Consider the following 20,280-nt stretch of genomic DNA (forward strand, 5'->3'; position numbering starts at 1 on the left):
TCTCAATGAGACGCTTTTTTTATTATTAATTACTAATTTTCAATTATTTAGCATTAAAAACACAAGTAATTCTATAAAATTAATTAATATTGTATTCTTAACCAATTAATTAAAAACCATGGGATTATCTTCATTTTTTAAAAATTTGTTTGGCTCAACCAAAGAGTCTGTAACTGAATTGGCAAATAACGCCGAAGAGACTTTTGAACAAGCAAAAGAAGCTGCAGCACCTTATATTGAGAAAGCTGAGGCTTTTGCAGAAGAAACAATTGAAAAAGTAAAAGAAGTTTCGGAACCTATTATTGACCGTGCTTCAGAATATGCTGAAAAAGCAAAAGAAACTGTCAGCGAATATGCAGATAAAGCATCTGAAGCTATAAATGATGTTGTAGATTCTGTTAAAGAAAAAACAGCTCCTCTGGCTTCTGAAACCCCAAAAACTATTTCTGAAACAGTTGTCGATTCAGGCGAAAAAACCGTTGCCGAAGTAGAAGAGTTAGCCGACGACGACACTGAGAAAGCATAAAAGCATTTTTAGGATAATACAAATATTTTTATATTTGCACTACTAATATACCTTCTCATTTGAGAAGGTTTTTTATTTTAAAATCATGAATCTTAGTCCAGAACAAGTCAGTAAATACGTTAGTCGATTTATTGACATCTTAGTTGATTATTCGCCAAAACTGATTTCCGCATTTTTAATCTTATTTGTTGGTTTATATGCCATCAGACTGATTAATCGAATCATTAGAAAAATAATGATTCAGCGAAATCTTGATCCGACGCTTACCAAATTCTTATCCGATATTTTATTATGGGCGTTGCGAATATTATTATTTGTAACCTTTATTTCTAAATTAGGAATAGAAACTTCTTCGTTTGTAGCTATTTTAGGGGCAATGGGTCTTGCTGTTGGTTTATCATTGCAAGGATCACTCTCTAATTTTGCCGGCGGAATGCTTATTATTGTTTTCAAACCTTTTAAGGTTGGAGATACAATAGAAGCGCAAGGCGTTATTGCAACAGTTCTTGAAATACAGATTTTTGTAACCAAAATGCTAACGGCAAATAACCAAACGGTATTTGTTCCGAATGGGTCTTTGTCTAACGGAAACATAATCAATTACTCGATGCAGGGAGAAAGAAGAGCCGATTTAACTTTTGCAATTTCTTACGATTCTGACATTAAAAAGGCTAAAGAAATTCTTTTAGATGTTCTAAACAAAAATCCTAAAGTATTAAAGAACCCTGCTCCAGAAGTTTTTGTAAAAAATCTATCGGCAAGTTCTATTGATTTTGCGGTTCGCCCTTGGGCAAAAAATGCTAATTATGGAGTTGTTTTCTCTGAAACATTAGAAAATTGCAAAATAGCATTGGATGAAGCTGGAATTGCAATTCAGCCATATACCATACAGAAATAGCATATTAACTCGTTCGGATATAGAATAAAAAAACTTTATCCAGAGTAAAATCTAATTTAATCTGCTAAAATCTTATCAAATCTGCGTGAAATGCTTTTACGCAGATTTTTTTTCATGCAGATTTAAAAAGATTTTAGCAGATGCAAACAGATTAAATTTAAACATGAGTTAATTTCTTAGTCTTGTTTCTTTGGAGGAGCAATCATAAAATCTTTTAAATAATAAGGTTCAAAATAAGCGACATCTACAGTGTCGCTTTTTTGATACTTATCAAAACTGATTTTGCTCATGGCTTGCGCAGAAGGATATTTTATGTTTTCCAAAAACACAAAATTGTCTTTAGTTAAAACTGGTTTACATTTTTCAGCACAATCGCCAACAAAGTAAAGTTTGTCTGTATATTCCTGAAATGAATTTTCGTCAATGATTTCGGCTTTAATCTCTCTTTCCAGTGTTAAATCTGAATTAAAAATGGCACTGTAAACTTCCATACGGCGTGCATCCAACATTGGTATAATTTTTCCGTCTGTAACTCCTGCTTGCGATGCTAAAGTCTGCAAGGTATCTACAGCAATCAGCGGAATATTTAAAGCATAACACAAACCTTTTGCCGCCGAAACGCCAATTCTCAAACCTGTATACGATCCTGGCCCTTGACTAACTGCAACAGCTTTTAAATCCTGCGCCGTTATTCCTGCTTTTGTGATTACTTCTTCAATAAAAACATGAAGTTTTTCTGCATGCGAATATCCTTCATCTGCCAATTCACTGCAAACAATGGTCTGACCATCTTTTGCAATTGATACTGAACAATTTTTAGTTGCTGTTTCGATATTGAGAATAAAAGACAAAGTATTAAATTTTAAAATTAATGATTTGATGTCAGGCTGAGCGGAGTCGAAGTCTTTCTTGCTTTAAAGCCTTCGACTCCGCTCAGGATGACAATATGCTTAAATATTTTTTATTTCTTTGGAGCTTCAGCTTTTTTAAGTTTTACCTTATCTCCAGAGTTTAGTTCTTTAGAAACGGTTGTATATGGCCCTGTAATAACAACATCGCCAGGTTTTAGTCCAGACGTTACTTCTATATTAGTATCGTCCTGAATTCCAGTTTTAATGATTCGAATTTTAGCTTTATCTCCAACTTTTACAAAAACGCATTCGAATTTTTTATCGCTTTTTGGAGCTGCTTTTTTATCTTCATTTGGATCTTCAACCTTAAATTCTTTCACAGCCGTAGTATCCGATTTTACTACAACAGAACTAATTGGCACTGCCAAAACATTATTTTTTGTTGTTGTAATAATATCAACCGTAGCCGTCATTCCAGGTCTAAAAGGAGAATAGGCACTTGGTTTTCCTTCCAACAAATCTTGATAGGATTCTTTCAGAATACGAACCTTAACTTTAAAATTTGTTACCTGATCTGAAGTCAAAGTTGTACTTGCAGAATTAGAAATACTGGTTACAACTCCCTTAAATTTTTTCTTCAAATAGGCATCAACTTCAACATTTGCTTCATCTCCTATTTTAATTTTTACAATGTCATTTTCGTTTACATCAACTTCAACTTCCATATTGTTAAGGTTGGCCACACGCAAAAGCTCCGTTCCAGCCATTTGCTGTGTTCCTAAAACTCTTTCTCCCAACTCTACATTTAATACCGAAATGGTTCCATCAGCAGGAGAATAAATTGTTGTACGCCCTAAGTTGTCTCGGGCTTCTGTTACAGATGCCGAAGCACTTTGAACATTGTAATAAGCACTTTGTTTTGTTGCTTTTGCAACTTCAAAAGTCGAAATGGCTTTATCCCAATCCGATTTTGAGATCACGCCTTTATCATACAATATTTTATTTCGTTCGTAATTTGCTTTTGCCTCTTTAAAACTAGCGTCAGATTGAGTTAGGCTTGCTTTTGTTCCGGCTAAATTTGCAACAGATCTTTCTAATCCTGAGGTATATAAATCGGGATTTATTTTTACTAATAAATCGCCTTTTTTAACCACTTGTCCCTCTTTTACATTAAGTGAAATAATCTCGCCCGAAACCATCGAAGCAATTTTAACCTCAATTTCGGGCTGGATTTTTCCTGTTGCAGAAACCGTTTCAACAATTGTTGACGCTGTTACTTTTGCAATTTCTACCTCCGTTCCTTCGTCTTTATTTCCTATTATTCCACCATTTTTAAGAGCCACTAAAGCAATGATGAGTATTAACACACCGCCAACTAAGAAATAAACTGTTTTTTTTGACATAATAAATTATTTTGTAATAATTGGAACAATTGGAATTCCGAAATAAAACTCTAATATTTTAATTTTAAACATGTAATCATATTTTGTTCTAATAACATCAGACTGCGCATTAGTCAACAATGTTTGAGCTTGTGTGAAATCAAATGAATTCATTAAACCTACATCGTATTTTTCTTTTGCATAATTGTAAGCCTGCTGTCTCGCTTCTAAAGTTACAGTAGAAGATTCGTAAGTATTTAAAGCCCCTCTTGCATCGGTAAATGCCGTATAAACGTTACGTTGCAAATCTAAACTTTTTTGCTCTAAATCTATTTTAGATTTTTCTAAACTTACTTTATTACGCTCTACATTATTTCTAACTGAGAATCCATTAAAGATAGGAACAGAAAGCTGAAATCCAAAAGATTGTCCTTTATTATCACTAAACTGGTCCATTATTGGATCTGCTTTACCCAAAACTGGCGTATAATTATCCTGAAGAACTGGCTGATTTGTTCCCTGAACATATCCAATCTGCGAAGTTGGGTTTGCTAGATTTGGTGTAGTACCTCTTATAACATCACTGTAACTTGCTCTAGTATTAAAGTTGTAGAAAGCACTTAAAGTTGGCTGAAAAGCTCCTTTTGCAATGGCAACATTTTTTTCAGCGATTTCAAGATTGGTTTGTGCTAATTTTAACTCTGTTCTAGTTTCTTTAGCTTTATTATAGATTTCAATTGGACTCTGAGCTAGAATATTATTTTCATCGGCTACATTAGTATCATCAACAACATCAAAATCTGCAAACTCTTTTAATTGTAAAAGCTGTGCTAAGCTCAATTTAGAAATCAGTAAATTGTTTTCAGAAACGGCAATATTTTGTTTGTCTGTTGCAACAGTAGCTTTCAAATCAAACAAATCTCCACGCGGAATAGTTCCTGCATTTACCATTTCTTCAGAACGAGCAAATCTTTTCTCATCGATTGCCAACTGTTCTTTTTTAACTTTTAAATCTTCTTTATTAGATAATATTTGCAAAAATGCACTAGCCACATTTAAAGAAATATCTTCCTGCATTTTTAACAGCTGATATTGAGAAGAAATGATTGTTAATTTCGCTTTTCTCATGGTATTTTGATTCTGCAGACCTTTGTAAATATCTACACCAGCACTCAAACCAACTGAAGAATATTGTGTCGTTTGATTACGCAAAATACCTGTTGTAACATCCTGGTTCAAACCAACGTTCCAAGAGTGAGAAGCATTTCCGTTTACAGAAGGCAGGTAATTGCCCAATGCTGCTTTTTTGTCTATAGAAGCATTTTTTAAATCCAATTCTGATTGTTTAATCGTGATATTGTTTTCAAGTGCGTATCTAACACATTCTTCTAAAGTCCATTTCTTTGTTTGCGCCTGTCCAGCCAATCCGAAACCGAATAACATTGCAAAAACCAGACTACTATATTTGTTTATTTTCATATACTTTTAATGAAAGCGCAGTAAACCGAACTACGCAAATTTAACATTTTTAAAACCAAAAAAATCCTTAAACACTCAAATTAAATTATTTTTTCTCTCCTTCATTAATCAAGCCTTGATTCCAGATTTTAATTTTATCTGTATCATTTACACCACTTTTAACTTGAACGTAGATTCCGTCGCTAACCCCAAGAACCAAATCTCTTCTTTGAAATTTCTGAGGAGCCGTTTCAACTTCTACATAAGGCTTTTGTGTTTTTTTGTCAAATTGAACCAAAGATTCTTTTATTGCTAGAACTTTCTCTGCTTTTTCTAAAATAATAGAAGCATTTGCACTTAAACCAGCTCTAATAAAAGTATCGTCTCTGTTGATCATTTGCGCTTTTATTTCAAATTGAATTGCACCGTTTTCTGTAACTCCTTTTGGAGCAATATAATTTAAAACTGCATCAAACTTTTTGTTTTCGATTGCACCAATTGTAATCTCAATTGGCATTTTTTCTTTGATTTTTCCAACTTCAGATTCATCAATTTTTCCAATAAAAATCATTCTTCCAACATCGGCAACACTTGCAATTGTAGTTCCTTCATTAAAGTTATTACTTTCGATAACTTGGTTACCTACTTTTACTGGAACGTCTAATACCATTCCGTTAACTGTAGAACGAATTAATGTGTTAGCATAATTTCCTAAAGATGAAGTTGTTCCTGTCTTAACGATATCTAAACCTTGTTTTGCCGCTAAATAGTTTTGTTTTGCTTGATTGTACGATAGCAAAGCAGCATCATAATCATTTGCAGAAATTACATCTTTTTCAAATAATGTTTTCTGTCTTTTATAGATTTTTTCTTGATTATCTAATGCTATTTTTGCAGTCTGTACTTGATTTTGAGAACTGCTTACATTCGAAACATTTGCTACAACTCTAATTTTAGCAATCATATCACCAGCTTTGATTTTTTCTCCAGCTTTGATGTACACTTCTTCAATAATACCTGAGATATTTGGTTTGATTAGAACCTCTTCATCAGGCTGAATATTACCTGTCGCAATTGTATTTTTTACGATGGTCTTAATTTCTGCTTTTTCCGTTTTAAATACAATCGGCGATTCTTGATTTTTAGCGTACAAATAGTAAAGCGCGCCAAAAAAAACAATTGCGATAAATATTAAAATGGTAACGGTTACTCCTTTTTTCATTTGTTTTTGGTTTAATCGATTTATTTTGATTGATAATTTATTCTGTTCTTAATGCATCTACAGGTTTTACATTGATTGCGGTCTGTGCTGGGATAAATCCTGCAAGCAAACCAGATCCGACCAATATAATTAAAGCCACAAATACAACTCCCAAATCTACGGTTGGATTTGCAAACATAGTATTTTGATCGGGAGGCATCGAGTCTAATGCCATATTTAAAACCGCAATAATTCCTGTGGCAACAGCAATTCCTAGCATACCAGAAATAATAGTTAAAAATATAGACTCAGTTAATATTTGACTTCTAATTGCTCCAGGTGTTGCACCTAAAGCTCTTCTAATTCCGATTTCTTTGGTACGTTCTTTAACCACAATCAGCATGATATTCGAAATTCCAATTACACCAGAAATCAAAACTAATGTTCCTACGAAATACGCAATTACTTTCAAAATATTAAATAAGCTTTGCACTTTATTAAACTGCTCGTACAAATCAAAATTTCCAACCGCTCTCTCATCTGTCGGATTTATGGAATGTAATGATTTTATGATCTCTAAAATTTTAGGCTTTAAATCGGTTATAGAAGTTTCATCTTTTGCGGTAAGCGCCATCCATCCCACTTTATCGCCATAATTAAATGCTTGCTGAAAAGTTGTAAACGGAATAAAAATATTCTTCTGTTCTTGTTCTGCATTTCCTCCTTGCTGTTTGGATTTATAAACCCCAACCACCATAAAATTAATGCTGTTAATTTTGATATAAGTTCCAACAGCTTCCTCTTCTTTACCATAAAGTTCGCTGATAACACCTTTACCAATTACACAAACTTTTCTTCTCTGCTCGATATCCTGCTGATTTACAAATCTTCCTTTAATGATATCCATGGGCTGCTGTTTAATCAGCTCTGGGTAATCTCCATAAATTGTAAATGCTGAAGTTTTAGTGCCTCTTACTACATTATTTGTTCCATTAAAATCACCTAACTGATTTCTTGGCGATACATATAATAAATCTGGCAGTGCCGCTTTTAAAGCTGTTACATCACTGTTTCTAAAGTCATAACGTCTTGTTTTTGGCAAACCTTTATAAGCCTTAGAAGTAGTTTGACTCCACATAAACATGGTATTGGTTGCAATTCCATCAAAACCTTTTTTAATACCATTTTCCAAACCATTACCTGCAGCAAGTAAAATCACCAAGATAAAAATACCCCAGAAAACACCAAAAGCTGTCAGGATAGTCCTGAAAGGATTGGCGGTTAAGGCCTGTAAAATCTCGTCCCAATTATCTTTTTTAAACATAATTATTCGTCTCTAAGTGCTACAATAGGTTTAATTTTGGCTGCTCTGTAAGCGGGGAAAAATCCTGCCATTGCTCCCGCAAAGACAAGTAATACCAAAGTAGTTAAAGCAACACTAAAATCTACTTCAGGATTTCTGAAATACTCACTCTGAACCATTGGCCCAACAAACTCCAATAAAGCAAGACTAGCCAATAATCCGACAAAACCTGCAATGGTCGTGATAAAGATCGATTCGTGAAGAATCATCGTGATAATTGAAAAAGGAGAGGCTCCAAGAGCTTTTCTAATCCCAATTTCTTTTGTTCGTTCTTTTACAATAATAAGCATGATATTACTTACCCCAACAACTCCGGCAATAATAGTACAGATACCTACCCACCAGAAAAAGAGTCTAATATATAAGTTTAAATCGTAAAACTGTTTGGCATCTTTAACCGAATTGTAAACCCCTACACCGCCATCATCTTCAGGAGCCACGACATTTTTACTCTTTAATAAGTCTTTTAAATCTTGTGTAAACTTCTCAGACTGAGCCAATGCTTCGTCATAATCTTGTGTCTTTTTTAATGTAAAAAACAAGTTGCTGATTTTATCGCCTCCGCCAAATGTTTTCTGAACCGTAGTCAAAGGCAAATAAGCGCGAGTCTCTTCTCTTTCTCCTCCAGGATCTGTAAAAACACCGACTACTTTAAAGTTAATATTGTTAATTAGGATTTCTTCTCCTATCGCCTCTTTATCTTTAAGAAGATCGGTTTTCAATTTCATCCCAATAACAGCCACTTTTGCGTTACTTTCTAAATCCTTGGCATTGATATAACGGCCTTGCACTATGGTTAAATTTTCGATTCCGCCATAATCTGGATTTACACCTCTAAACTGATAACTTCCCGATTCTTTACCATAAGCAAAAGCCTGCCCCCAGTAATTATTTGTTGAAGCTCTTAGATCTAACTTGTCTTCAAATTTCTGCACCGATTGATTGTAATCGCTATTGCGAAATTGAATCTGTCTTCCTGGATTTAGTCCTTTATATTCTTTGGTAGTTGTTCCAGACCAAACCTCAATAATTCCAGCTGCATCACGCTCAAATTGTTTTTCAATTCCGTTCTGAAGACCTTTACCTGCACCAAGCAGAATTACCAAAATAAAGATTCCAGAAGCCACAGAAACTCCTGTTAAGAATGTTCTTAAACGGTTTTTAGAAATGGCTTCAAATATTTCCTGCCAGCGTTCAATATTAAACATAAGACGAAGCTCTAACTTGTTCTACTTTTTTATCATCGATAATTAATCCATCTTTTAGGACCACATTTCTTTTGCACATTGCGGCAATATCAGGTTCGTGTGTAACAATTAAAATTGTTTTTCCCTCATCATTAATTCCTTGAATAAGCTCCATAACTTCATAGGAAGTTTTAGTATCCAAAGCTCCCGTTGGCTCATCGGCAAGCAAAACCTTCGGATTTGACGCCAATGCTCTTGCAATAGCCACACGCTGTTTCTGACCTCCAGAAAGTTCGTTTGGCAAGTGGTGAACGTGAGAACCTAAACCTACTTTCTCTAAATATTTCATTGCAATATCATAACGCTCTTTTCTTTTAACTCCCTGATAATACAATGGCATTGCAACATTGTCTAAAGCCGTTTTGTAATTGATTAAGTTAAAAGACTGAAAAACAAAACCTAAAAACTTATTACGGTATTTTGAAGCAATTGTTTCGTTTAGCTTTTTTATGGGCGTTTTATCTAAAATATAACTTCCAGAATCGGCTTCATCCAGAATTCCCAAAATATTAAGAAGTGTAGATTTACCCGAACCAGATGACCCCATGATCGCGACCAATTCTCCTTCTTCAATATTAAAATTAATGCCTTTTAATACATGTAATTCTGAACTTCCCATCTTATAGGATTTATGTAAATCTTTAATTTCGATCATGGTATTGTTAAATTTTTTAGACAATAATAACGTTTTTATTAAGTAATTTATGATAACAAAAAGTTAATAATTTGGATTGCATACTTAGTATAAGACTCCCTTTTTTAGTTATTGTTACACTTTTTTTCAGAAAATATGATTGTTTTTATAATTTTACCTTGTCTAAAAATTCATACTAAAATGAAACTAACTTCTATTATTTCAATTTTTTCGGTGCTTGCCGTATTAACAAGCTGCTCTTCAACTTCAAAATTAGAAACTTTAAAACCCGAACCAGACGATGCTAGTCCGTTAGTATATGACAGCAGTCCTTCGTTTATCAATCTTCCGATTACAATAAAATTAAAAGATATTGAAAATCAGACTAACACTCTCCTAAATGGACTAATCTATGAAGACACCAATATCGAAGATGACGATATTGAAATGAAAATCTGGAAGCAGGCTCCAATTAAAATTCAAAATGATCCGTCAAATCCCGATAAACGAATAAGAACCATTCTACCGCTTAAAGCGAATATCAAATACCGAATTGGAACAAAAAAATTGGGTGTAGAATTATACGATGTAAGAGAATTTAACCTTAACGGAGTTATAACTTTATCTAGCGAAGCAGTTTTGACCAATTGGAAACTAACTACAAAAACCGAATTCAAATCTCTAAATTGGAACGAAAGCCCAACAATGACCGTATTTGGTAAAAATATGCCAATTACTTATTTAATAAATCCAGCTATTTCTATTTTTAAAAGCAAACTTGAGAAGGAAATCGATGGTGCAATTGAAAAATCAATGGATTTCAAACCAAACGTACTCCAAGCGGTTGAAAAAATATGCACTCCTTTTAAAATGAGCGATACTTATGAAAGTTGGCTTCGCATTGTTCCAATTGAAATTTACTCTACTAATGCCAAACTAAAAAACGATTCATTCTTGCTTGATATGGGCATGAAATGCAACATGGAAACCATTGTAGGCAAACAGCCAGAATCAAAATACAACGCGAATAAAATCGCTCTAAAACCAGTTGCCAAAATTCCAAACCAGATCTCTGCTAATATTGCTGCGATTTCAAGCTACGTAGACGCCTCTAAGATTATGACTAATAATTTTGCCGGTCAAGAGTTTGGTTCTGGCAGCAAAAAAGTAACTGTAAAAAATGTTTCTATTTGGCATAAAGACGGCAAAATGGTTATTGCATTAGATGTCCTTGGGTCTGTTAATGGAACACTTTATTTAAATGGTTTTCCATCATACAATGCACAGACAAAAGAAATTTATTTTGAAAAGCTAGATTATGTTTTGGACACTAAAAGCAAATTGATGCGCACAGCAAACTGGCTAGCACAAGGATTTATTTTAAGAAAAATGGAAGAAAGCTGCCGCTATTCGATTCAGCCTAATTTGGAAGAAGGCAAAAAAAGCATGGCAGGTTATTTAAAGAATTACACACCAATGCCTGGTGTATTTGTTAACGGAAAAATGGAAGACATTCAGTTTGATAAAATACAGCTAACCAATCAAGCGATTATAGCTTTCATCAAAATAAATGGGACGGTTAATGTTTCAGTTAACGGACTTAAATAAAATAAAATAAAGAAAAAAAGCAGTGTAAATTACACTGCTTTTTTCTTTTTAGAATACATTCGATAAATCAAATATCCTATTATTAATACAAGTAAATATGGAATTACCATTAAATAAACAATCCCATCATTTACTGCTTCGGCCTTTTTAGTATTAGAATCTCCCGATAATGCCGCGCGGCACATGGCACACTGAGCATTCGCTGAAACTCCAATTAAAAAAATACAAATCCCAAATACTATAACTTGGAATTTGGATTTTAAAATTTGAATATTATTTTTTTTAGTGTGCATAATAAGGAGATATCATTAAATAAACAACCACTCCCGTTACTGCAACATACAACCAAAGAGGAAAAGTGATTTTAGCTATTTTTCTATGTCTGTCAAAACGTTTTGCAAGCGCTCTAACATACGTAATCAACACAAGGGGAATAATTGCTATTGACAATAAAATATGTGTTATCAGAATAAAGAAATACACATAACGCAACGCTCCTTCTCCTCCATATTTTGTAGAATCTGAAGTCATATGATACGCTACATACATAACTAAAAACGCAACCGATAATGCAATAGCAAAAGTCATTAATCTTTCGTGCAATTTTTGATTCCCTTTTTTAATAGCTAAAACAGCCAAAACTAACACAACAGCTGTAATACCATTTGTAGTTGCATAAATTGGAGGTAAAAATGATAAAGGTTCGACATCGACACCAAAATCTTTTAATTTAACTCCAAACAAAATTGCCACAACAACAGGAATTATTATTGAAACTGCAATAATGAACTTACTGAATTTTTTCTCTAAAGTATTATCTTCCATTTTTATTCTTCTAATAAAATTTTAATGTCTTGCTGAATATCTCTTACACCTTTTTTATCTAAACCATCGTAGTAGATACTCGGATTTCCAAACTCATCTTTTCTGCAGCGAATGTTCCCATCTTTATCAATTAAAGCAAACAAACCAGAATGCTCAAATCCGCCGCTTACTTTATCATTTTCTCCTGCGTAAAGATTAAATCCTTTATTAGACAAATCCATAATTACGTTTCTATCTCCAGTCAAGAAATTCCAATTAGAAGATTTTACTCCAAGCAATTTTGCATGATCTTTTAAAACTTGTGGAGTATCGTGTTTCGGATCGATTGTAATTGAAACAATTCCAAAGTTCGGATTTCCAAAAAAAGTCTTTTCTATCTCCAGCATACTCATGTTCATCTTTGGACAAATTGAAGGACAAATTGTAAAGAAGAATTCCAAAACATATACTTTTCCTTTGTACGTTTCATTAGAAACTTTTACATTGTCTTGATTCGTCAACTCAAATTTTGGAGCTGGACCAATAGTCAAAAGCTTCGCATCTTTTGAGGATTTTACTCCTACATTATCCAAACGATTTCCTTTTACAACGTCGCCGTTTTTAACCCTATCAACAATTTTAGGAATGGCGTAAATCCCAAAAATTAGAATAACAAAAGAGATTCCGATATATGATTTGTTCTTAAACATTATAAATGATTTTAAAGTTGCTTTGTAGCGTTATGGTTCTTCTTTAAAGCTGCACGGTATTCGTAAAGAATAATCTTGAAGTCATCTAGCATTTCATTGCTTAATTCAGACGGATGAAAAGTATCGTAACCTTCTTTATATTCTTTCGGATCTTTTCTACCTCTCAGATTACGCTCCTTATCGATGATATAAACATTAGAAGTTCCAAGATTCTGATTTAGCTTTACTTTTAAATGCAGTCCGTCATAAAATTTCTGAATTTCTTCTTTTGAAGCAAAAACAAAGTTCCAGTTTTTCACATCTGTAAAAGGAGATAAAGCATCAACAATTTTTTGCGCTTCTTTTTCAGTTCCAGTAGGACATAGAACTACAAACTGAAGATCTTCAAAACCGTTGTAACGCTTATAGATCTTTTCGTTTAGATTAAAATAATTACCTCTATTTTCTAGAATGTTTGTACCCGAAAAACCAAGTACAGTAATTTTTTTATCAAGGGATATTTTTTTTCCGTTTAATGAATTCCAATTTCCAAAATCGGCTACTTTGGGTGTTATTACAGGAAGAGTCGTAAAACTATTTACACCAGAAGCAAAGAATAAATACGCTACAATTGGCAATACAAAAAGTACAAAGAGAACTATATTTTTTTTCATTGTATTAACGGAGAATTATTGAGGTACAAAAATAAAAAAATCCCGATGTTATCGGGACTCTTTTCGAATTAATATCATGTTAAAAATTCCATTTAATAGTAGAATCTTTAAAAACCCCATAAATATAATGTCCTTCTGTTAACAGAATAAACAATAAATATAAAACTAGGAAGATAACAGGAGAAACTACAGACCATCTAAGGCTGCTTTTTTCACCTTCCATGTGCATAAATGCCCATACAATATAATATGCTTTGAAGATTGTTAGGATGTAGAAAATCCAGTTTAACAAATTCAAACCGATAAAATGAGTAAATTCTAATGATGCAGGTTTGTAGATACCCAAGATAACTTCTACTGTAGTTACTACTGAAAGTAATGCGAAAACAAACCAGATTCTTTTTGTATTTGATACGTGCTCGTGTGACATAATAATTAAATGCTAAAAATTAAACTAGGTAGAAAACTGTAAATACAAATACCCAAACTAAATCTACGAAGTGCCAGTATAAACCAACTTTCTCTACCATTTCGTAGCTTCTTCTCTTCTCGTAAGTACCTAATAATACATTAAAGAAAATAATGATATTGATAATAACTCCAGAGAATACGTGGAATCCGTGGAAACCTGTAATAAAGAAGAAGAAATCAGCAAATAATTTATTACCGTACTCGTTTCTGATCAAGTTAGCACCTTCTACTACATATTTAGCATTAGCTAAATGTTTTTCAGATTCTTCTCTTGATAAAACAGTCTTTTTCTTTTTATCTGTAAGTTTTTCCGTTCTGATTAAAATTTCAGGGTGGGCTTTGAAACCAGCCTGAACTTCAGCAACTGTATAAGTTGGAAGAGATTGAGCATCTTCCATAAACCAAGTTGAGTGGCTTCTTGTTAAAGCTTCTCTTTGTTCTGGCAATTTAACAGCAAAATCAGCCAAAGCTACTCTTTTACCATCTTTATCCACAAATTGAAGTAAACTACCTCCAGCAGTTTCAACTGCACCATATTCTCCTTTAATGAAGTTTTTCCATTCCCAAGCTTGAGAACCAACGAAAATTAAACCTCCAATAATAGTTAAGAACATATAGATTGCAACTTTTGTCTTTTTCAATTGGTGTCCTGCATCAACAGCCAATACCATTGTTACAGAAGAAAAGATCAAAATAAAAGTCATTAAAGCTACATAATACATTGGAGCCGCAACACCATGCATAAATGGGAAGTGAGTGAACACTTCATCAGCCAAAGGCCAAGTTTCAATAAATTTAAATCTAGAAAAACCATAAGCTCCTAGAAATCCAGAGAATGTTAAGGCATCTGATACGATAAAAAACCACATCATCATTTTACCATAACTTGCTCCTAAAGGCTCATTGTGACCGCCTCCCCAAGTTTTTTCGTCGTTGTTTGCAGTAGTAACTGTCGCTCCCATAAAAGATATTCGTTAAAAAGTTCCCAAATTTACGTTTTTTTCTTATTTAAAGAAATATAAAAATAAAAATAAATATACCCATAATAAATCCAAAAAGTGCCAATACATCGCACCTAGCTCTATCCCAAGAGTTTGAGTCGAATTGTATTTTTGTTTAAAATGATTATAAATTATAATTAAAAGTGAAATTAATCCGCCAGCCAAGTGCAACAAGTGTGTAACTGTCACCACATATAGAAAAGTTGTAGTAATTGAACTACCTTCCCCAGTAAAGTAATACCCTTCTGCAACGATTTGTCCAAATCCTTTGAATTGTAATACCACAAATAAAACTCCTAATGCTAAAGTTCCAAGAAGCAACCCTGTAACTGCGCTTCTATTGTCTTTCTGAATAGCTTTTTTTGCCAGGTGAAAAGTAATACTGCAAGCAATAATTACTGCTGTACTCCAATAGAAGGCCGAAGGAAGTTCAAAATTCTTCAACCAGTCTGCTCTTGATTTACTTACTACAAATGCACTTGTCAAACCAGCAAACATCATGGTCATACTAACCATTGCGAAAAGCAGAATCAGTTTTGCTGATTTTGATTTTCTTACTTGTTCTTCATTTGTTTTTAATGTCATTTCCATAACTATCTTAAAAATTTATCTACTATAAATACAATCTGCAAAAGTGAGATATAAGAAACACTCACCAACATTAATGTTCTCGCAGCCTTTGGAGTTCTCAGCTTATACAAACGAACTGCATAAAAAAGCATCCAAATCCCCAATAAAAACACCAAAACTGCTGCAATCGGAGAAATAAATAATTGCCCTGTAAAACCTAATGCAGGTAATAATGATGCTATAATAAGCCAAACTGTATACAATATAATTTGTAAAGCTGTTCCTTTATCTTTTTTACCTGTCGGAAGCATAAAGATTCCTGCCTTCTCATAGTCTTCATACAAAAACCATCCAATAGACCAAAAGTGTGGAAACTGCCAAAAAAATTGAATCAAAAATAAAGTACCTGCTTCAATACCAAATTCGCCTGTCGCCGCTACCCAACCTAGCATAAACGGAATTGCCCCAGGAAAAGCTCCAACAAAAACAGATAACGAGGTAACTGTTTTTAATGGCGTATAAACACTTGTGTATAAGAATATCGAAATCGCAGCAAACATTGCTGACTTTGCGTTTATTGTATAAAGAAGTGCAATACCTATAATAGTAAGTAGACTTGCTACTAACAAAGCTACTTTAGGAGACATACGCCCTGAAGGAACTGGACGATTTTTGGTACGATCCATTAGAGAATCGATATCTTTTTCGATTACTTGATTAAAAGCGTTTGATGCTCCAACCATACAGTAACCTCCAACTGCCAAAACAGCCAAAACACTCCATTTAAAAGGATGATCAGAATCTACTCCTAATAAATATCCAGCAATAGAAGAGAACAACACACTAATAGCCAAACCAGCTTTAGTAATCTCTTTAAAATCTAGAAATATTGATTTGATTGATAATGTATTTTTTGCAGCGTTCAATACCGTTGTATTTTGTGTATTTTTTTTGAGTGGTGCAAATGTACAAATTAGATTGTAGAATATTAACCTATAAAAATAGATTTTTTTCAATAAAACCTTTACAAATTAAGATCTCAGCATTCTTTAACACTATTATTTCGAAAAATCTTATTAAAAAGACTAGTAATCAAAATACCAATTAAAAATATCTGAGCGTAAACCAATACTAAACCAAGTCGTACTTTGCTTAAAAGTTGTTGCTGTTTCTTGGGTAGGATCAAAATTTCTGTAGATTAAACTTCCAAACAACTTCAGATTTGTCATCGGATTAATCAAATATCCTCCTTGAACATCAGCAATAAAAACATTTGTTTTATTTCCTTGGCCGATTTTCACACCTGTATCATAAGGGCGTTTTACGTCATAACTTTTATAAATATTCCCTCCATAGTTATAAGAGTCTTCTGCAGTATCAAAATCTAAACCTCTCGTCCCAACTGTCAGCTTAGCATCGGCAAGCCAACGTCCTTTGTGATATCTTGCAATTGCGATAAGTTCATTAAAATTCCCTCCCCACTGATGTCCAACACTCTGATTGTTGTGCCCGTAATTTGTAATAACAGCACTATGTGAGTACACATATGGACGTACACGATTATACTCAATCTGCACCAATAAATCTTTCACATTAAATGCATTGAAATATTTTGCTCCGAACTGAAAGCCAAATTTGTTTTTCCAGCTTTGATTTCCTGCTCCAACATCAGAAACAGAAAACTCGTCAATCAAAAATTGCGAATACAGATTTATGCTATTATTCCATTTGTATTTTCCTGTAATTCCTAAAAGCGCATTTCCGCTTTTAGATGAAGAACCAAATTCTACCGCTCTGTAAAAAATAATCGGATTCACGAAATTAGCATCAAAACCTCTGTTGTTCGTATTTGTCCAAACTACAGATTCAAAAAAACCTAAGTTTACTCTATTCGAAACATTCCAGCTCAAATAATGATTGGCCATAAATTTTGTTGCATAAGTTCTTTCGGCAGTTACTTCTGGACGAACATCTTTCATCCACATGTATGTATTGGTATATTTAATTTTCCAGAATTTGGTATTAAGTTTAAAATATGGGTACGGACTTGCTCCATCGCTTTCCAACAAAGAACGATAACCATCACCAATAAAATTTCTTCCGTAACCTAATTGAAAATCAAATATTTTTCCTGGAGCAAAAGTAATATTCGCTTCCGCTAAAGGAAAATCGTAAGCATCTGTCTTGAATCTTTTCGCAATTCCAATTCCTGGAATTATCGCAGGATTTCCTCCAGATGGCTTAATCGATTCTGCATAATCATTGAAATATCCAGCAAACCTTCCCTGACTTTCAAAAAATGTAGTCGTAAAGTTAATTTGTTTTCCTAAACCTCCTCTAAAATTAAGAGCTCTGGTATTTACATATGTATAAGATGCATCAAGATCTGAAGCTTTACCCATTTGTAAATCTACAATTGGGTTTAAGGCAAACCAATAATCTTCTCCCTGAATCTGAACAAGGTTTTCATTCCACCATTTTCTTCCTAACCAAGTTGAAGTTTTTTTCTGCAACGATTCATTTACTGCTCTTAAATTATAATATTTTGAAACCTCAGCATAAGTATAAGGCTTAGAAGCCGTGTGATTATTACTTCCTACTTGATTCATTTCTGCATCAAATTGTGAATAATAACTGTGAGAAAATGGAATATTTAAATGACTTTCGAATTCTGGATTATTGTATTTTTTATATACAATGCTATCCAATTCTGTCACTGGTTTTGCTGTTTGCTTTACAATTTCTGCCGCGGCTAAAGCTTCTGATTCAAGCTGTGCTGCGCTTTTTAATGGAATATCAATAGAAATCGTATATTTTGAATACGTTGGTTTTCCGTTATAAGTTGAAGGTTTTATTTTTGGAAATGTCCCGAATACTCTTTTAGCTTCTTCAGACAATTCTTCTGTTTCCGCAGAAACGTAAATCACCTTAAATTCTCCTTCGGCATTTACTTCAAAAAGTAATTTTACTGCCCCTTTGTAATTGCTCTGTTTTAATTTTTCAGGAATTTGAAAATTGTTAAATACAAAATCCTGAACTTCTTTATAAAAACAGGTTTCTAATTTTTTACCATCTAGATTTTCGCAGTTAGGAAAAACAGGAAACATTTCTGCTGTAAAACCAGGCTGAACTGAAGAATTACCATTTTGCTGCGCAGAAACAATAAAGAACGAAGAAATTAAAACAAGGGACAAAAAAAACTTATTCACTTAAAATTGGGGTATTTATTTAATATTGATTTGGGGAAATTTCTCCATTGGCAATTGCTTTTGCGGCCGAAGTACCGATACGCTTTACTCCTAAACGAATCATTTCTGCAGCTTCTTCAAATGATCGAACTCCTCCTGCTGCTTTTACTGAAAGCGGCGAAGCATTTTCGAGCATAATAATTATTGCTGAAACTGTTGCTCCATTCGGAAGACCGTTCTCTGTTTTATAAAAACCTGTAGAAGATTTCACAAAAACAGATTCAAAATCATCTTCTTTAAAATTAGAAACCACAACATGTTTTATTAAAGAAGATAACTGAATAATTTCTTTATCTGTTAAGGCAGCAACTTCGATAATCCATTTTACTGTTTTATCATTTGCCAATCCTATCTGTGTCCCAATTAAGATTTCTTTTTTTACTAAATCGAGATCACCGTTTTTGAATGCCTCATAATTACAAACAAAATCTAAATCATCTGCACCGTTAGCAATAGCTTCATTTGCTTCCTTAATTTTGGTTTCTAAACTTGACTTCCCTTCAGGAAAATCAATTACAGTTCCAACCAACAAAACAGAATTGGCCTCTACAATCATTTTTTTTGCCAGAGCAACATGTTCTGGACGAATCATAATCAACTTAAAACCTTCTTGGATTGCTTCGGCAATTGCATTTTTAACCACAACAGTATTTTCCGCTTCCGAAAGACCCGCTTGCGATGCAGTTTTTAAATATGTAGAATCTAAATATTGCTTTACATTCATTTTGTTTGAAGTTGCAGAAAACCAGCACAAAAGTACATTTTAAATTGAAAAAACACAGCTTTTTAAGCGCTTGATTTTCTTGTAATAAAAAACCCACCGAAGTGGGTTTTCTAAATTATATTTTATCGATTTGCTTTTTAAATCCAATTGCAGAAAAAACTGCAACAAAGGCTCCAAGTGCATTTGCCAAAATATCTGTGACATCTGCATTTCTTGTTACCGTCAGAGCATTTTGAAGGATTTCAATTGTAATTCCAAAAAAAACAGAAAATATAAAAGAAATTAAATACGCTTTATATTCGTCTGAATCTTTTCCTTTTAATTCTTTTTTGAAAAACAAAATCCAAGAAATTGTAAATCCAAAATGAAAACAGAAATGTACAATTTTATCAATACTTGGAAAATTAACCGCTGGTATATTACTAGAATCTGTTAAACAAAAATAAGTAATGATTCCCGAGCAGATAATTGCCCAAATTAATAAGAGTTGTTTAGGCACCGATTAAATCTTTATAAGCTTGATCAGATAATAGAGAATCAATTTCTGAAGCATCAGCAATTTTTATTTTAATCATCCATCCAGCTCCATAAGGATCTGAATTTACAGTTTCAGGAGCACTTTCTAAATCATCATTAAAAGCGATAATTTCACCTGTTAATGGCAAGAATAAATCAGAAACTGTTTTTACAGCTTCAACAGTTCCAAAAACCTCATCTTTATCTAGTGTCTGGTCTAAAGTTTCTACTTCAACATACACGATATCTCCTAACTCTTTTTGTGCAAAATGAGTAATTCCTACTGTTGCAACATCTCCTTCAATGCTAACCCATTCGTGATCTTTTGTGTACTTTAAATTTGCTGGTATGCTCATAATAGTTGTGTTTGAAAATTGATTGTTTAAAATTTAAGCCACAAATGTAATAATCTTCT

22 protein-coding genes are annotated in these 20,280 nt (G+C 33.3%); 3 read left to right on the top strand and 19 right to left on the bottom strand.

The genetic code is table 11. From position 1 onward, the window contains the following. The first annotated feature begins 118 nt into the window (after positions 1 to 118). Positions 119 to 526, top strand: coding sequence for a YtxH domain-containing protein (locus tag RB618_RS01955; RefSeq protein WP_308067250.1), 408 nt, complete (start codon positions 119 to 121; stop codon positions 524 to 526). 85 nt (positions 527 to 611) lie between these two features. Then, the gene (locus tag RB618_RS01960) at positions 612 to 1,424 is read left to right on the top strand and encodes a mechanosensitive ion channel domain-containing protein (RefSeq protein ID WP_308067251.1); all 813 of its coding nucleotides are present in this window, start codon (positions 612 to 614) and stop codon (positions 1,422 to 1,424) included. A gap of 176 nt (positions 1,425 to 1,600) precedes the next feature. Here RB618_RS01960 and tsaB read toward each other — a convergent pair whose 3' ends face one another. The 7 genes from tsaB to RB618_RS01995 form a co-directional block, all read right to left on the bottom strand. Continuing rightward, positions 1,601 to 2,275 (bottom strand): tRNA (adenosine(37)-N6)-threonylcarbamoyltransferase complex dimerization subunit type 1 TsaB, encoded by a 675-nt coding sequence (gene tsaB, locus RB618_RS01965; protein ID WP_308067252.1) that lies wholly within the window; start codon positions 2,273 to 2,275, stop codon positions 1,601 to 1,603. Between the two features lie 110 nt (positions 2,276 to 2,385). Further along, positions 2,386 to 3,678: an efflux RND transporter periplasmic adaptor subunit gene (locus tag RB618_RS01970; RefSeq protein WP_308067253.1), complete on the bottom strand. Its 1,293-nt coding sequence runs from the start codon at positions 3,676 to 3,678 to the stop codon at positions 2,386 to 2,388. Positions 3,679 to 3,684: 6 nt separating this feature from the next. Then, the gene (locus tag RB618_RS01975; protein WP_308067254.1) at positions 3,685 to 5,136 is read right to left on the bottom strand and encodes a TolC family protein; all 1,452 of its coding nucleotides are present in this window, start codon (positions 5,134 to 5,136) and stop codon (positions 3,685 to 3,687) included. 85 nt (positions 5,137 to 5,221) lie between these two features. Beyond that, positions 5,222 to 6,337 (bottom strand): efflux RND transporter periplasmic adaptor subunit, encoded by a 1,116-nt coding sequence (locus tag RB618_RS01980; RefSeq protein WP_308067255.1) that lies wholly within the window; start codon positions 6,335 to 6,337, stop codon positions 5,222 to 5,224. Positions 6,338 to 6,374: 37 nt separating this feature from the next. After that, entirely contained in the window at positions 6,375 to 7,640 is a 1,266-nt protein-coding gene (locus RB618_RS01985) for an ABC transporter permease (RefSeq protein ID WP_308067256.1), read from the bottom strand. A gap of 2 nt (positions 7,641 to 7,642) precedes the next feature. Further along, positions 7,643 to 8,887, bottom strand: a complete 1,245-nt coding sequence (locus tag RB618_RS01990; protein WP_129748723.1) for an ABC transporter permease — start codon at positions 8,885 to 8,887, stop codon at positions 7,643 to 7,645. Beyond that, positions 8,880 to 9,581 (bottom strand): ABC transporter ATP-binding protein, encoded by a 702-nt coding sequence (locus RB618_RS01995; RefSeq protein WP_177210927.1) that lies wholly within the window; start codon positions 9,579 to 9,581, stop codon positions 8,880 to 8,882. Before RB618_RS01995 ends, RB618_RS01990 begins: the two co-directional genes overlap by 8 nt. A 180-nt stretch (positions 9,582 to 9,761) precedes the next feature. Here RB618_RS01995 and RB618_RS02000 point away from each other — a divergent pair, with 180 nt between their 5' ends. Further along, a complete protein-coding gene (locus RB618_RS02000; protein WP_308067257.1) occupies positions 9,762 to 11,168 on the top strand; it encodes a DUF4403 family protein in 1,407 nt (468 codons plus the stop codon). 29 nt (positions 11,169 to 11,197) lie between these two features. Here the strand turns inward: RB618_RS02000 and RB618_RS02005 are convergent, their stop codons facing one another. From RB618_RS02005 to gcvH, 12 genes are all read right to left on the bottom strand, one after another. Then, the gene (locus RB618_RS02005) at positions 11,198 to 11,461 is read right to left on the bottom strand and encodes a hypothetical protein (RefSeq protein WP_111376644.1); all 264 of its coding nucleotides are present in this window, start codon (positions 11,459 to 11,461) and stop codon (positions 11,198 to 11,200) included. Next, on the bottom strand, positions 11,451 to 11,993 hold the full coding sequence (locus RB618_RS02010; protein WP_308067258.1) for a DUF420 domain-containing protein: 543 nt from the start codon (positions 11,991 to 11,993) through the stop codon (positions 11,451 to 11,453). The genes RB618_RS02005 and RB618_RS02010 overlap by 11 nt, the downstream gene beginning before the upstream one ends. A 2-nt stretch (positions 11,994 to 11,995) precedes the next feature. Beyond that, on the bottom strand, positions 11,996 to 12,682 hold the full coding sequence (locus tag RB618_RS02015; protein WP_308067259.1) for an SCO family protein: 687 nt from the start codon (positions 12,680 to 12,682) through the stop codon (positions 11,996 to 11,998). 11 nt (positions 12,683 to 12,693) lie between these two features. After that, entirely contained in the window at positions 12,694 to 13,335 is a 642-nt protein-coding gene (locus RB618_RS02020; RefSeq protein WP_308067260.1) for a hypothetical protein, read from the bottom strand. 79 nt (positions 13,336 to 13,414) lie between these two features. Beyond that, entirely contained in the window at positions 13,415 to 13,765 is a 351-nt protein-coding gene (locus RB618_RS02025) for a cytochrome C oxidase subunit IV family protein (protein WP_095927907.1), read from the bottom strand. A gap of 19 nt (positions 13,766 to 13,784) precedes the next feature. Beyond that, positions 13,785 to 14,768: a cytochrome c oxidase subunit 3 gene (locus tag RB618_RS02030; RefSeq protein WP_308067261.1), complete on the bottom strand. Its 984-nt coding sequence runs from the start codon at positions 14,766 to 14,768 to the stop codon at positions 13,785 to 13,787. Positions 14,769 to 14,810: 42 nt separating this feature from the next. Beyond that, positions 14,811 to 15,398, bottom strand: coding sequence for a cytochrome c oxidase subunit 3 (locus tag RB618_RS02035; protein ID WP_308067262.1), 588 nt, complete (start codon positions 15,396 to 15,398; stop codon positions 14,811 to 14,813). A gap of 2 nt (positions 15,399 to 15,400) precedes the next feature. Continuing rightward, on the bottom strand, positions 15,401 to 16,303 hold the full coding sequence (cyoE, locus tag RB618_RS02040; protein ID WP_308067263.1) for a heme o synthase: 903 nt from the start codon (positions 16,301 to 16,303) through the stop codon (positions 15,401 to 15,403). Positions 16,304 to 16,462: 159 nt separating this feature from the next. Next, entirely contained in the window at positions 16,463 to 18,586 is a 2,124-nt protein-coding gene (locus RB618_RS02045) for an energy transducer TonB (protein ID WP_308067264.1), read from the bottom strand. 19 nt (positions 18,587 to 18,605) lie between these two features. Then, a complete protein-coding gene (gene deoC, locus RB618_RS02050; protein WP_308067265.1) occupies positions 18,606 to 19,349 on the bottom strand; it encodes a deoxyribose-phosphate aldolase in 744 nt (247 codons plus the stop codon). Positions 19,350 to 19,464: 115 nt separating this feature from the next. Beyond that, positions 19,465 to 19,848, bottom strand: coding sequence for a VanZ family protein (locus RB618_RS02055; protein WP_308067266.1), 384 nt, complete (start codon positions 19,846 to 19,848; stop codon positions 19,465 to 19,467). Next, complete coding sequence (gcvH, locus tag RB618_RS02060) at positions 19,841 to 20,221, bottom strand: glycine cleavage system protein GcvH (protein WP_308067267.1); 381 nt, start codon at positions 20,219 to 20,221, stop codon at positions 19,841 to 19,843. The genes RB618_RS02055 and gcvH overlap by 8 nt, the downstream gene beginning before the upstream one ends. Positions 20,222 to 20,280: the final 59 nt, after the last annotated feature.

The organism is Flavobacterium sp. LHD-85, from assembly GCF_030929595.1.
Classification (GTDB): domain Bacteria; phylum Bacteroidota; class Bacteroidia; order Flavobacteriales; family Flavobacteriaceae; genus Flavobacterium.